Annotated in this window: 16 protein-coding genes; 6 read left to right on the top strand and 10 right to left on the bottom strand. The window is 73.8% G+C overall.

The genetic code is table 11. The features are described from left to right. The 3 genes from NCC78_RS06055 to NCC78_RS06045 all read right to left on the bottom strand — a co-directional run. The coding region (locus NCC78_RS06055; RefSeq protein WP_250792206.1) for an imidazolonepropionase-like domain-containing protein at positions 1-295 on the bottom strand (295 nt) is incomplete at its 3' end. 2 nt (positions 296-297) lie between these two features. Next, positions 298-1,065, bottom strand: coding sequence for an SGNH/GDSL hydrolase family protein (locus NCC78_RS06050; protein WP_250792205.1), 768 nt, complete (start codon positions 1,063-1,065; stop codon positions 298-300). A 94-nt stretch (positions 1,066-1,159) separates the two neighbouring features. After that, complete coding sequence (locus NCC78_RS06045) at positions 1,160-1,510, bottom strand: hypothetical protein (RefSeq protein WP_372495071.1); 351 nt, start codon at positions 1,508-1,510, stop codon at positions 1,160-1,162. A 213-nt stretch (positions 1,511-1,723) separates the two neighbouring features. Here NCC78_RS06045 and NCC78_RS06040 point away from each other — a divergent pair, with 213 nt between their 5' ends. Then, positions 1,724-2,527, top strand: a complete 804-nt coding sequence (locus NCC78_RS06040) for a helix-turn-helix domain-containing protein (RefSeq protein ID WP_250792202.1) — start codon at positions 1,724-1,726, stop codon at positions 2,525-2,527. Next, the gene (locus tag NCC78_RS06035) at positions 2,518-2,700 is read left to right on the top strand and encodes a DUF397 domain-containing protein (RefSeq protein ID WP_250792201.1); all 183 of its coding nucleotides are present in this window, start codon (positions 2,518-2,520) and stop codon (positions 2,698-2,700) included. Before NCC78_RS06040 ends, NCC78_RS06035 begins: the two co-directional genes overlap by 10 nt. A gap of 73 nt (positions 2,701-2,773) precedes the next feature. On the opposite strand, the gene NCC78_RS06030 is transcribed toward NCC78_RS06035, so the two are convergent. Both NCC78_RS06030 and NCC78_RS06025 read right to left on the bottom strand, forming a co-directional pair. Then, complete coding sequence (locus NCC78_RS06030) at positions 2,774-3,949, bottom strand: TolB family protein (protein ID WP_250792200.1); 1,176 nt, start codon at positions 3,947-3,949, stop codon at positions 2,774-2,776. Then, positions 3,946-4,476, bottom strand: a complete 531-nt coding sequence (locus tag NCC78_RS06025; RefSeq protein WP_250792199.1) for a SigE family RNA polymerase sigma factor — start codon at positions 4,474-4,476, stop codon at positions 3,946-3,948. The genes NCC78_RS06030 and NCC78_RS06025 overlap by 4 nt, the downstream gene beginning before the upstream one ends. Positions 4,477-4,686: 210 nt before the next feature. On the opposite strand from NCC78_RS06025, the gene NCC78_RS06020 reads away from it, so the two are divergent. From NCC78_RS06020 to NCC78_RS06005, 4 genes are read left to right on the top strand one after another with little or no spacing between them, the layout of a single operon-like run. Next, positions 4,687-6,456, top strand: a complete 1,770-nt coding sequence (locus NCC78_RS06020; protein WP_250792198.1) for a proline--tRNA ligase — start codon at positions 4,687-4,689, stop codon at positions 6,454-6,456. Between the two features lie 56 nt (positions 6,457-6,512). Beyond that, a complete protein-coding gene (locus tag NCC78_RS06015; RefSeq protein ID WP_250792197.1) occupies positions 6,513-6,938 on the top strand; it encodes a CBS domain-containing protein in 426 nt (141 codons plus the stop codon). Positions 6,939-6,992: 54 nt separating this feature from the next. Continuing rightward, positions 6,993-7,421 carry a SufE family protein gene (locus NCC78_RS06010; RefSeq protein WP_250792196.1) on the top strand — a complete coding sequence of 143 codons (429 nt, stop codon included), beginning with the start codon at positions 6,993-6,995 and terminating at the stop codon, positions 7,419-7,421. 20 nt (positions 7,422-7,441) lie between these two features. Then, complete coding sequence (locus NCC78_RS06005) at positions 7,442-8,077, top strand: DsbA family oxidoreductase (RefSeq protein ID WP_250792195.1); 636 nt, start codon at positions 7,442-7,444, stop codon at positions 8,075-8,077. Between the two features lie 73 nt (positions 8,078-8,150). On the opposite strand, the gene NCC78_RS06000 is transcribed toward NCC78_RS06005, so the two are convergent. The 5 genes from NCC78_RS06000 to NCC78_RS05980 form a co-directional block, all read right to left on the bottom strand. After that, a complete protein-coding gene (locus NCC78_RS06000; RefSeq protein ID WP_250792209.1) occupies positions 8,151-8,699 on the bottom strand; it encodes a YbaK/EbsC family protein in 549 nt (182 codons plus the stop codon). 62 nt (positions 8,700-8,761) lie between these two features. Beyond that, entirely contained in the window at positions 8,762-8,956 is a 195-nt protein-coding gene (locus NCC78_RS05995; protein ID WP_250792194.1) for a hypothetical protein, read from the bottom strand. A gap of 37 nt (positions 8,957-8,993) precedes the next feature. Next, positions 8,994-9,779 (bottom strand): SDR family oxidoreductase, encoded by a 786-nt coding sequence (locus tag NCC78_RS05990; RefSeq protein ID WP_250792192.1) that lies wholly within the window; start codon positions 9,777-9,779, stop codon positions 8,994-8,996. 87 nt (positions 9,780-9,866) lie between these two features. Beyond that, entirely contained in the window at positions 9,867-10,505 is a 639-nt protein-coding gene (locus tag NCC78_RS05985) for a GAP family protein (protein ID WP_250792191.1), read from the bottom strand. Positions 10,506-10,603: 98 nt separating this feature from the next. After that, on the bottom strand, positions 10,604-12,028 hold the full coding sequence (locus tag NCC78_RS05980) for an MFS transporter (RefSeq protein WP_250792190.1): 1,425 nt from the start codon (positions 12,026-12,028) through the stop codon (positions 10,604-10,606). Positions 12,029-12,272 lie beyond the last annotated feature (244 nt).

The following is a 12,272-nucleotide window of genomic DNA, read 5'->3' as shown; positions in this document are numbered from 1 at the left end:
CCCGCAGGTCCGGCTCGGCCACGTGCGCGGCGAGCACCGCGGCGACGCCGAGCCGGAACAGCGCGTGCACCCGCTCGCGCGGGCTGGGTGCCGGCGGCAGGGGCCCGTCGTGCACCAGCGCCGGCCCGAGCGTGCCGGCCCACCGCCGCACCCGCACCTGCGGGTACGCGCCCGTCAGCTCGGTCAACGGCCCGATCGCGCCGATCCGGTTCCCGAGCACCAGGACCGCCCCGTCCGGCGTCGGCTTGTCGTCCGGGGTGAGCCGCAGCAGCGGGGCGGTGTGGATGGTCCGCACGGTCAGTCGGTGACCGGGCTCAGCGACGGCCGCTTCGCGGTGACCGTGTCGCCCGAGGAGCGCCCGGTCAGCCGGCGCTTGAGCCAGGGGGCGAGGTGCCGGCCGGCCCAGCGCAGGTCGTCCGCGCGGGCGGCGAGCCACGGTTTCGGCAACGGGCGCTCCGGAACCAGCAGCCAGTCCTCCTCGCAGCCCACCCTGAGCGCGGTCAGCACCTGCCCGGCCACCCGGCGGTGCCCGGCGGCGGAGAGGTGCAGCCGGTCGGTGCTCCACAGCATCGGGTTGAGGAAGCCCGCGTCGGCGTACAGGTCGACCAGGATCGCGCCGTGCCGCTCGGCGGTCTCGCCGACCGCCCGGTTGAGCAGCTCGATCCGGGGGGCGACCAGGCGCTGACCGGGCAGCCGGGCCATCACGTCGGCGAACCGGAAGAGGACGACGTCGGCGCCGCCCGAGCGGAGCTGCCGGACCACGTCGTCGAAGCGGGCGACCAGCGCGTCCGGGTCGAAGGTGCGGCGCAGCACGTCGTTGCCGCCGGCGGCGAAGCTGATCAGGTCGGGCTTCATCGCCACCGCGGCGGGCACCTGCTCGTTCACCACCGAGGGGAAGAGCCGGCCCCGGATGGCCAGGTTCGCGTACCGGAAGTCGGGGCCGACGTCGGCGGCCAGCCGGGTGGCGACCAGGTCGGCCCAGCCCCGGTAGCTACCGTCCGGGTACGCGTCGTCCATCCCCTCGGTGAAGCTGTCCCCCACCGCCACGAAACTGCGCCAGCGCACGCGCGCCCCCCTCTGCCGTCCCGGTCGACCGTCGGCCAGTCTGTCATCGGTCGGGCCGCCGTCGGAGCCACCCGCCGGGCGAACGTGGCGCAGGTCATCGATGAGGGTCGGGGGGCGCGACGGCGGGCCTGCGGTACGGACCCCAGCCCACGAACCGATCGAACAGCTCACGCGGGGTCGGGCCGTCGTGCGGGTTCAGCCGGAACAGGTCATGGGTGGCCTCGTGGTAGAGGCCGGAAAGGTAGATGGTGAGGTCGACGCTGCGGTCGCCGTACTCGACCTTCAGCAGCAGGCGGGCCTCGGCGCACGGCCACGGCCGCCCGCAGGCCCGGCACAGCCAGAGCGGCCGGACCGGCAGGTGGGGTCGGCCGCCCGGCGGGTAGGCGCGGGGCCGGTCGGCGTACGGGCCGAGGCGGGGCACCGGAAGGCCTCCGACGATCACCAGCGACCTCCTCCAGACGTTTGGGCGCGGGCCGCCCCGGCACGGGGGATCAGGGGCGGCCCGCAGCGGACCGGACGGGAGCGATCCGCTACGTGACAGTCTGCTGAGGACGCCACTACGCTCGGAAGGCATCAGCGCTGGAACGGGGAACCCTCGCGAGGCGTCGGCGGTCGACGGAGCCGCTCTCGCTGAAGCCGGGACATCTGTGGAGGAACTGTGGAAGGTGAGCCGACCTCGGAGCTGATCCGGGCACAACTCCGCCGGCTACGACTCAACGCCGACCTGAGTCAGGAGGAGTTCGGGAAGCTGGTCCACTACTCCGGCTCCCAGGTGTCGGCGGTCGAGCTGGGCCAACGGCCGCTGGACCGCCTGTTCCTCAAGCGTGCGGACGAGGTGCTGGGCACGGGCGGATTGTTGATGTCGCTGCTCAAGCTCGCCGAGCGCGACGGCCAACCGAGCTGGCTGCGCCCCTGGCTGGACGCGGAGCAGAACGCCCGGCAACTCCGCTGCTACCACCCCACGCTCATTCCCGGTCTGCTTCAGACGGAGCACTACGCGCGTGCGGTGATCCGGGCCGACGACATGCTCAGTGACGGCGAGGTGGAGAAGCGCCTCGCCGTACGGATGGATCGGCAGTCGGTCCTGACCCAACCCGATCCACCGAAGTTCGTGGCGGTAATCGAGGAGGCAGTCCTCCGGCGGGCGGACGAGGGGTTCCGGGGCCTGATGGCGCAGCAGGTCGATCACCTGATCGAGTGCGGCGAGCGGCCACACGTCAGCGTGCACGTCATCCCGGTGGAGATCAGCGCCCATGTCGGGCTGGCCGGACCGTTCACCCTGGCTCGTGGCTCCGACGGTGGATGGGTTGGACATCTTGAGAGCCAGCTCAGCGGCACGACGGTCGACAGGGACGAGGAGTTGACTATCCTGCTGGCGAGATGGGAGAGCGTCCGCAGTGAGGCGCTGCCTCGGCGTCAGTCGACGCTGCTGATGAAGGAAGTGGTGACGTCATGGACCTGAGCGGTGCGACCTGGCGCAAGTCCACCCGCAGCGGCAACGGCGAGTGCGTGGAGGTGGCCGACGACCTGCCGGGCGTCGTGGGCGTTCGCGACAGCAAGGACCCGACCGGCCCCGCGCTCACCTTCGACCCACAGGCCTGGCGGACGTTCGTCGACTTCGCCAAGCGGCACTGACCGCGACCGCACGAAGGCCCCCCGGCCGGCCGGGGGGCCTTCGTCATGTCGGCACCGTGCGGCGCCGGGTCGGTCAGCCGGTGACTGCCAGGATCTGCATGTCCCTCAGCGAAGCCGGCTCGGCGACCTCGCCGGCCTTCCGGCCGTCCGCGCCCACCAGCACAAGGGCGAAGCCCCGGCCGGACTCCACCCGCGCCACCAGCGTGCCGTCGGCCTGGAAGTACGCCTGACGCAGTTCCCGCCCACCGAGCGGCAACGCGACCTCCTTGCCGGTGCGGGTGTCGAGCACGACGTTGGCGTCGAGTTCCCGGGCCACGTCGCCCGACGGCACGTCGGGTCCGCGCCGGTACAGCGCGATCCGGTCACCCGTCGGTGAGAGGCTGGCCAGGTCGAAGCAGTTGTACCGGGCGTCGCCGCCCAGGTTCGGAATCGACCGGGCGTTCGACCCGTCCGGGCCGGCCAGAACCACCCGACCCTCCGAACCGTCGGCGTACGCGATCGTCCGGCCGTTGCCCGACCAGACCGGGTGACACCCCTGCCCGGGGCCGGTCTCGGTGAACCGTCCGGACGAGACGTCGACCGTGCCCGTGCGGTAGGCGCCGGGCTCGTCGGGGACAAGGGCGCCGATGGTGAGCCGTCGGGAGTCCGGTGACCACGCCGGCCCCCAGCACTGCCCGTCGACGTCGTCGCGCAGCTCGCGCCGGTCCGAGCCGTCCCGGTCGGCCACCCAGAGCACGGCGTCATCGTCGACCCAGGCGATCCGCTGCCCGTCCGGCGAGACCGCCGCGTTGAGCATGGCGGCGGAGCGGGACAGCGCGAGCAGCCGCGTCGGGTCGCTGCCCGGTTGCCAGGTGTACAGGCGGACGGGGTCGGCGCTGCCCTCCCCGACGGCCCGGGGACCGTAGAAGAAGCGGCCGGCGGTGACGGTCGACGCCGACGGCCCCCCGATGGGCGCGGTGGCGTTGACCGAGGGCGGGGGCGAGGACAGAGACGGAGACGGCTCGGCCGGCGGCGTGACGGTCACCGACGGGGAGTCGCCCGGGAGCGGCATCGGCGCCGACGCGTCCGGCCGCATCGCCAGGGCCGTGCCGGTGGCCGCGCCGATCAGCACGAACACCGCTGCGGAGGTGGCCACCACGCGCTGGATGCCGAGCCGGCGGGACGTACGCAGCGCCCGGTCCCGCAGGTCGACCGGGGTGATGTCGTCGGCCAGCGCTGCCAGGTCGAGCCGGAGGCGGTCGTCGTTCATCGGGCGCTTCCTTCCAGGACGTACAGCTCGGCGAGTTCGGGGGCGACGGTGCGCAACTTGGCCAGCGCCTTCGAGGTCTGGCTCTTGACGGTGCCGACGGTGACGCCGAGCAGGTCGGCGGCCTCGGTCTCGGTGCGGTCCTCGAAGAACCGCAGCACCAGCACGGCCCGCTGCTTGGCGGAGAGCTTCGCCAGCGCGGCCCGGAGGGTCAGCCGGAGCGTGGTCTGCTGGGCGTGATCGGGGGCCGAGCCGCCTCCGCGTGGCTCGGGCAGGTCGCCCGGCATCGACTCGGGAACCCGGCGCCGCCGCCACCAGGAGACTTGCAGGTGATACATGATCTTGCGGGTGTACGCCTCGGCGTTCCCGCCGTGGTGCAGCCGGTTCCAGGAGCGGTGGGTCCGGGCCAGCGCCGACTGGACGAGGTCCTCGGCCAGGTGCTGGTCGCCGGTGAGCAGGTAGGCCGAGCGCAGCAGCGCCGGCGTGCGGGTTCGCACGAACGAGTCGAACTCACTCAGGAGAGGGTCCACACGAGCCGATCCTTCGGGTAGTGGTGCGGTGGGCTGATGCCTTCCCAGACGTCGTCCCGTGGGCCGGGGGTTGCCGTCCGGAACGCCAACTTCCGACAGTCCCGGACGGCAACCCGACCGGTCGCCGGCCCGCGGCCGCCGCCCCGACGCGGCCGGCGAGCCGGTCGAATTGGATCGCCCGGCCGGTCGGCCCGGTCGTACGCTGCGCTGATGCTGCTACGCATGTCGACCCTGCTGCTCCGGACCCTGCGCGAGGACCCGGCGGAAGCGGAGGTGCCGAGCCACCGGCTCCTGCTGCGCGCCGGCTATATCCGTCGCGCCGCGCCGGGCGGCTACACCTGGCTGCCGCTGGGCAAGCTGGTGCTGGACCGGGTCACCGAGGTGGTCCGGCAGGAGATGACGGCGATCGGCGACCAGGAGGTGCACTTCCCGGCGCTGCTGCCCGCGGAGCCGTACCGGACCAGCGGGCGGTGGACGGAGTACGGCGACGACATCTTCACCCTCGCCGACCGGCGCGGCGCCGAGCACCTGCTCGCGCCCACCCATGAGGAGTTGGCGGCGCTGCTGGTGAAGGACCTCTTCACCTCGTACCGGGATTTCCCGGTGACGCTCTTCCAGATCCAGACGAAGTTCCGCGACGAGGCCCGGCCCCGCGCCGGCCTGCTGCGTGGTCGCGAGTTCCTGATGAAGGACGCCTACTCGTTCGACCTGGACGACGCGGGTCTCCAGGCGGTCTACGACCGGCACCGGGCGGCCTACCAGCGGATCTTCACCCGGCTGGGGCTGGACTTCACCGTCGTGCACGCGGTGTCGGGGGCGATGGGCGGGTCGGCGTCGGAGGAGTTCCTGGCCGCGACGCCGGTCGGCGAGGACACCTTCGTCGGCTGCACCGCCTGCGACTACGCCGCGAACACCGAGGCGGTCACCACGCCCGCCCCGCCGGCCGGCGACCCGGACGCGCAGCCCGCGGCGGAGGTGCACGACACCCCGGAGACGGCGACCATCGCCAGCCTGGTGGAGCTGGCCAACGCCCGCCGGCTGGGCGGCCGGGACGACTGGACCGCCGCGGACACCCTGAAGAACGTGGTGCTGAGCCTGCGCCGGCCGGGCGCGGAAAAGCCCGAACTGCTGGTCGTCGGGGTGCCCGGCGACCGCGAGGTGGACCTGAAGCGGCTCGGGGCGGCGGTCGCGCCGGCCACCGTGGAGGTCTTCGACGGCTGGGACGCCCACCCCGAGCTGGTCCGCGGCTACATCGGCCCGCAGCTCTTCGACAAGCTGGGCATCCGCTACCTGGTCGACCCGCGGGTGGTCACCGGCAGCGCCTGGCTGACCGGCGCGAACGAGCCGGGCCGGCACGCCACCGGGGTGGTCTGCGGCCGGGACTTCACGCCCGACGGGACGATCGAGGCGGCCGAGGTGCGCCCGGGCGACCCCTGCCCGGCCTGCGGCACCGGTGAGTTGACCATGCGGCGGGGCATCGAGATCGGGCACATCTTCCAGCTCGGCCGCCGCTACACCGACGCCTTCGCGGTCGACGTGCTCGGCCCGCAGGGCAAGCCGGTCCGGCCGACCATGGGCTGCTACGGCATCGGCGTGTCCCGCGCGGTCGCGTCGATCGCCGAACAGCACCACGACGACCGGGGCCTCGCCTGGCCGGCGGCGGTCGCGCCGTGCGACGTACACCTGGTGGCCGCCGGGAAGGGCCCGCAGCTCGAGGCGGCGCTGGAACTCGGCGGGCGCCTCGCCCGGGCCGGCCTGCGAGTGCTGGTCGACGACCGGACGCACGTCTCGGCGGGGGTGAAGTTCACCGACGCAGAGCTGGTCGGCATCCCGCGCGCCGTCGTGGTCGGCCGCCGTCTCACCGAGGGGTACGCGGAGCTGCGCGACCGGGCCTCCGACGAGCGCGTCGAGCTGCCGGTGGACGCCCTCGTCGAGCGGGTCGTCGAAGAGGTACGCCGGGAGCGCGGAAACCTGGTGTAGTGGGCGCATCACGGGGTACCGCACTCCGATCGGCTGGATGTGTTCTGGAGGCTCTCATGACCGGTTACCGGGTCAGCGACGTGATGACGAAGCAGGTCATCTATCTACCGGCGGAGACCACGTTGGACGAGGCGGCCAGGGTGATGAAGGAGGCCGACATCGGCGACGTGGTGGTCACCGACGGCGCCACCCTCGCCGGCATGCTCACCGACCGGGACATCGTGGTGCGGGCGGTGGCCGAGAACGCCAGCCCGGCCAGCACCACGATCGGCTCGATCGTCACCCGCGAGGTGGTGATGATCGAGCAGCACTCCACCGCGGGTGAGGCGGCGACCCTGATGCGCGAACGCGGCATCCGGCGGGTGCTGGTCTGCGACAACGAGCGCAAGCTGGTGGGCATCGTCTCCCTCGGCGACCTGGCGATCCAGCTCGACCCCCAGTCGGCGTTGGGCCAGATCAGCGAGCAGGCCCCGACGGTCTGACGGCGTGGCGGCGGCGCGGTGAGCCGGGCTCGCGACGGCGGTAGCCTCGGAGGCATGTCATCCATGCCCGCCAGGTTGGCCGAGATCGTCGACGAGTTCGCCGCCGCACCCCGCGACGTCGTGCTGGAGATGCTGCTCGAGTACGCCGACGTCATCCCTCCGCTGCCCGCCGGGTCCGCCGACCGACAGGGCATGGAGCAGGTGCCGGAGTGCCAGACGTCGTTCTTCCTGCGGGCCCGGGTGACCCCGGAGAAGACGGTGGAGACCCTCTTCGACTGCCCGCCGGAGGCGCCCACCACCCGGGCGTTCGCCGGCATCCTCGCCGAGGGGCTGGCCGGGGCGAGCCCGGACGAGGTGCTCGCCGTCCCCGACGACCTGTATCAGCGGATGGGGCTCGCCCAGGCGATCAGCCCGCTGCGGATCCGCGGCGGCACCGCCATCCTGGCCCGGCTCAAGCGCCAGGTCCGGGAACAGATCAGCTGACCGGGGGGTTGTCACCGACCATGGAGATCGAGATCTACGCCGACGTCGTCTGCCCCTGGTGCTACATCGGCAAGCGTCGGCTGGAGCAGGCCCTGGCGTCGTACGACGGCGAGGTGACAATCCGGTACCGGCCGTTCCAGCTCGACCCGTCGCCGGTGGCGGAGCCGCGTCCGCTGGTGGACGCGCTGGCCGCGAAGTTCGGCGGGCGGGAGCGGGCCGAGCAGATGTTCGGGCACGTCACCGAGGTGGCCGCCGGGGTGGGGCTGAAGCTCGACTTCCACCGCGCGCTCGCCGCCAACACCTTCGACGCGCACCGGCTGGTCTCCTGGGCCACCGATCAGGGCCGCGCCGAGGAGCTGGTCGAGGCGCTCTACCGCGCTCACTTCACCGACGGCGTCGACGTCGGCTCCCGGGACGAGCTGGCCCGGCTCGCGGCCGACGTGGGCCTGGACGGGGCCGAGGCGCGACGCTTCCTCGACTCCGACGAGCGGGTCGCCGACCTGTCCGCCGCGCTGACCACCGCCCGGCAGATCGGGGTGACCAGCGTGCCCGCCTTCGTGCTCGCCGGGAAGTACGCGGTGACCGGCGCCCAGGAGCCGGAGACGCTGCTCGCCGCGCTGACCGAGGTCGAGAGCCGCGAGTCCGCGGCCGGCTGACCCGGCCCGCCACCCGCAACGCATCGACCGACCTGATGTTTCACGTGCAACAGCATCGACGCCGGTCGACTACCTAGGCCGGTCGGGCCAGGTCCTCCACCACCCGCGCCCCGGGCAGCGCGCCGAGCGCCGGCCCGGGCAGCGCGATCTTGCTGTGCCGCACGCCGGAACCGATGATCACGTGCGGGGTGGCGATCACCCGCGCGTCCACCAGGATCGGCCACTGCTCCGGCAGCCCGATCGGGGTGATGCCGCCGTACTCCATGCCGGTCAGCTCCACCGCCTCGGCCATCGGCGCGAAGCTCGCCTTGCGGACGTCCAGCGCCCGGCGGGCCACCCCGTTGACGTCGGCCCGGGTCGTGGCGAGCACCACGCAGGCCGCGTAGCGGACGACCCCCTCGCGCTTGCCGGCCACCACCACGCAGTTCGCCGACACCTCCAACCCGACCTCGTACGCCGCACAGAAGGCGGCGGTGTCGGCGAGTTCGGCGTCGATCGGCGCCACCAGCACGTCGTCGACGTCCACCGGGGCGTCGGCGGGCCACTGCCCGACGGCGGCGGCGACCGGCGGGGCCAGCAGGTCGAGCCGGGCACGGGCAGGTTCGGTCTTCAGCGTCCCCATCACGAATGCGATCCTCGCACCCGCCCGGCCGCCCCGCCCGCCGAGAGGGACGACCGCCGCGCTCAACTGCCGGTGAGGAAGCCGTTCTCGCGCAGCATCGTCCGGTCCCGAACGGCTGCCAGCTCCTCCGCCCGCTCGGCCTGGACCCGACGCACCTCCAGCTCCTCGAGGGCGTGCCGAATCGCGAGCCGGATGACGCCGTAGAGGAAGACGAAGCCGGCGACGTAGAGGATCACGGTGAGCACCATGGCGACCATGCCGTCACGGTAGGCCGAACGTGAACGGGTGGACCGTTCATCTTCCGCCGATTCCCCCGTACGTGTCGGCCAGGTGGTCGGCCCAGCTCCGGGTGCCCCTCGGGGTCGCCCCGGTGACCAGGCCACCCGCCCGCAGGGCGCGACCGACCTTGCCGGGGAGGCGGAGCGGCAGCAGCGGACGGCGGGAGCGGCGGGCGGCGTTCCAGGCCCGGACCGCCTCGTCGAAGCGGAGCACCTCGGGGCCGCCGTACTCCTCGACGCCGCGCAGCGGTCCGGCGGCGAGCCGCCACGCGAGCCGGTCCGCGACGTCGCGGGGATCGACCGGCTGGGCGAGCACCCCGCGGTCACCGATCACCGGCCCGAGCCGGCTCACGCCGCGCAGCATCTCGTCGAGGAACTCGGGGAACTGGGTGGCCCGCAGCACCGTCCACGGCACCGGTCCGGCCGCCACCACCTGCTCCGCGGCGAGCTTGTGCCGGTAGTAGGCGATCGGCACCCGGTCCACGCCGACGATCGAGACGTACACCAGGTGACGTACACCGGCCTGCCCGGCGGCCGCGACCAGCCGGCGGGTGCCGAGCACGTCGACCTCGTGGGTCCGCCGCCCCTGGTTCGGCGCCGAGGCCAGGTGCAGGACGGCGTCCACGCCCGCCACCGCCTCCGCCACCCCCTCCCCGGTGGCCAGGTCCACCACCACCCACTCCTCCGGCAACCCGGTACGCGCCCGCCGGCTCGTCGCCCGGACCGCCCAACCCTCGTCGCGCAGCCGGGGCAGCACCTCCCGCCCCAGGCGGCCGCCCGCCCCGGTGACCAGGACCCGCATCGTCTCCTCCTTTTTCCGGCGCCCGCGGCACCGGGCGTCCACGGGTTGACGGAGCCGCCCGACCCGGCGTGACGCCGGTGCGGCGGCTCAACGGAGCAGGTCGACCACCGTCATCGCCACGAAGAACCCGACGACGACCTCGCTGACCACCCACGAGTGCCGCTCGGCGCGGTCGCGGATCCGGGGCAGCGCCGCCTCCGCCCGGGAGCCGAGCAGCAGCAGCGCCAGCAGGGGCAGGGCCAGCAGCGTCAGGGTGAGCACCACGAACGGCAGCAGGTGCCACCAGGGCAGGTCGTGCCGGGCGGCACTCGCCCCGACGGTCACCATCGTGAGGTCGTCCGTGGGCATGCCCAGGAAGAGCAGCACGCCGAGCCTCGCCCCGTAGCCCGGGCCGGCCTGCTGGAGCCGCCCCATCCACCTCGGGATACCGCTGGTGTGCCGCCGCAGGAACACCACTACCGCCAAAACCAGCAGCAGCGCCAGGACCACCTGGTCGATCCGCGTCTCGACGGTGCTCCGCCCGGCCCCACCACCGATGTTGATCTTCACGGCCCGGGTGGCCAGCCAGGCCGCCGTCACCCCGCCGGTCACCACCAGCCCCGCGCCGCCCAGATAGCCCAGCGACGCGGCACGGGGCCGGTCGGCCGAGGCGAGGAAGACCGCCGCGACCAACTGCGAACCGGCGACCATCACCACGGCCATCGGCAGGATGGTCAGGAAGTTCATCGCCCGCCCATCCTCCCGGCCGCCCACCCCGGTCCGGGCCGGTTCGCCACATCCCCGACCAGCCGGTGAGCCGGGGCCACCCCGCACCCGGCGGGCGGTCAGCCGGTCGTCCGCACCCACCCGGCGCGCGGCACGACCCGCCCGGCGAGCAGCGCCCCGACCAGCGCCAGCCCGGACGCCACCGCCAGGGTGCCCGCGTAGCTCCCGGGCCCGGGCCCGGCACCGGCGGCGAGCATCGCACCGGTCAACGCCAGCACGCTCGCTGCGAAGAGCGAGTCCCCCAGTTGCAGCGAGGAACTGTTCCGCCCCTGCTCACCGGGGGCGGACAGCTCCAGGGTCAGCACCGACAGCGACGGGTAGAGCAGACCCATGCCCAGCCCGGCGCCCGCCCAGCCGAGCACCCCCACCCCGACCGGGACGGTCGGCACGACGGCGAACGCCACCACGGCGGTACCGGCCGCGATGCAGGTCAACCCGACCCTCGGCAGGGTGGCCCGCGACCGCGGAGTGGGCATCCGCCCCTGCAACCACGAGCCCACCGACCAGGCGAGCGCCCCCGTGGTCAGGACCAGGCCGGCGGCCGTCGGCGACAGCCCCCGCTCACGGGAGAGCATCAGCGGGATCACCACCTCGGCGCCGACGAACGCGGCGGAGGCCAGGCCACGCAGCCCGACCACCGTCGGCAGGCCCCGACCGGCCCGCAGGAACCCCGCCGGCAACAGCCGGGGAGCGCAGACCAGCAGCCCGACCAGCGCCAGGGCGACCAACCCCACGGCGGAGGCGCCGCGCTGCTGTCCCCCGATGTGCAGCAGTGCGGCGCTCACCCCCGCCCCGCAGGCCCAGCCGATCCGCGCCGCCGCGCCGGGCGGCACGCCGGTCGCCGTGGCCGCGCCGACTGCCCGCAGGCCCGGATGGATCAGCAGCACCGCCGGCACCGCGACCACCGGCACCGCCAGGAAGACCCACCGCCAGCCGAGGTGCTCCACGATCAGGCCGGCCACCGCCGGCCCGACCAGCGACGGTACGACCCAGGCGGCGGCGAAGGCGGCGAAGATCCGCCGGTGCAGCTCCTCCGGGTACGCCCGCCCGACGATCACGTACAGCGCGACCGACAGCAGCCCGGAGCCGAAGCCCTGCACGATCCGGCCGGCGACCAGGGCGCCCATCGCCGTGGCGCTGCCGGCGATCACCAGGCCGACCACGAACCAGACGAGGCCGTGCCACATCGGCGCCCGGGGTCCCCGCGCGTCGCACCAGATGCCCGAGACCACCATGGCCAGCACGCCGGCGGCGAACGGGCCGCCGAAGGCGATGCCGTAGTGGGCCAGCCCGTCGAGGCTGCGGGCGACCGTCGGCATGGCCGTGCCCACCGCCAGCGCCTCGAACGCCAGCAGCGACACCAGCGCGACGCTGCCCACCGTCATCGCCCGCAGCCGGGGCACGAAGAGACCCGCCGCCGGGGCCACCGGGTCGGGCGGCGCGGCCGTGGCGGTCACCGCCGACCCGCCGTACGCGGCATCCACAGCGGTCGGTGGTGGTGGTTGTCGCGGGTCCACCGGTGCGACAGGCCCGCCTCGCACCGGAGCAGTTCGATCAGCATGGCCCCAGCCTCGGACCTCAACCCGGATTCAGGTCAAGGGTGAGCCCGCTCTCTCCCCATGCCGCGCCGCGGGCGAAACTTCCCCTGCTCGGGGGGGCATAACGGACGCGCTGTCGGGAAGCCAGGCCGCCGGAGCGCAGGCGTGGGAGGCGAGATGGCGTACGGCG

Origin of the sequence: Micromonospora phytophila (assembly GCF_023656545.1) — a bacterium.
GTDB lineage: Bacteria > Actinomycetota > Actinomycetes > Mycobacteriales > Micromonosporaceae > Micromonospora > Micromonospora phytophila.
The sequence above is the reverse complement of the archived record's forward strand: the minus strand, read 5'-3'. Positions and strand labels throughout refer to the sequence as shown.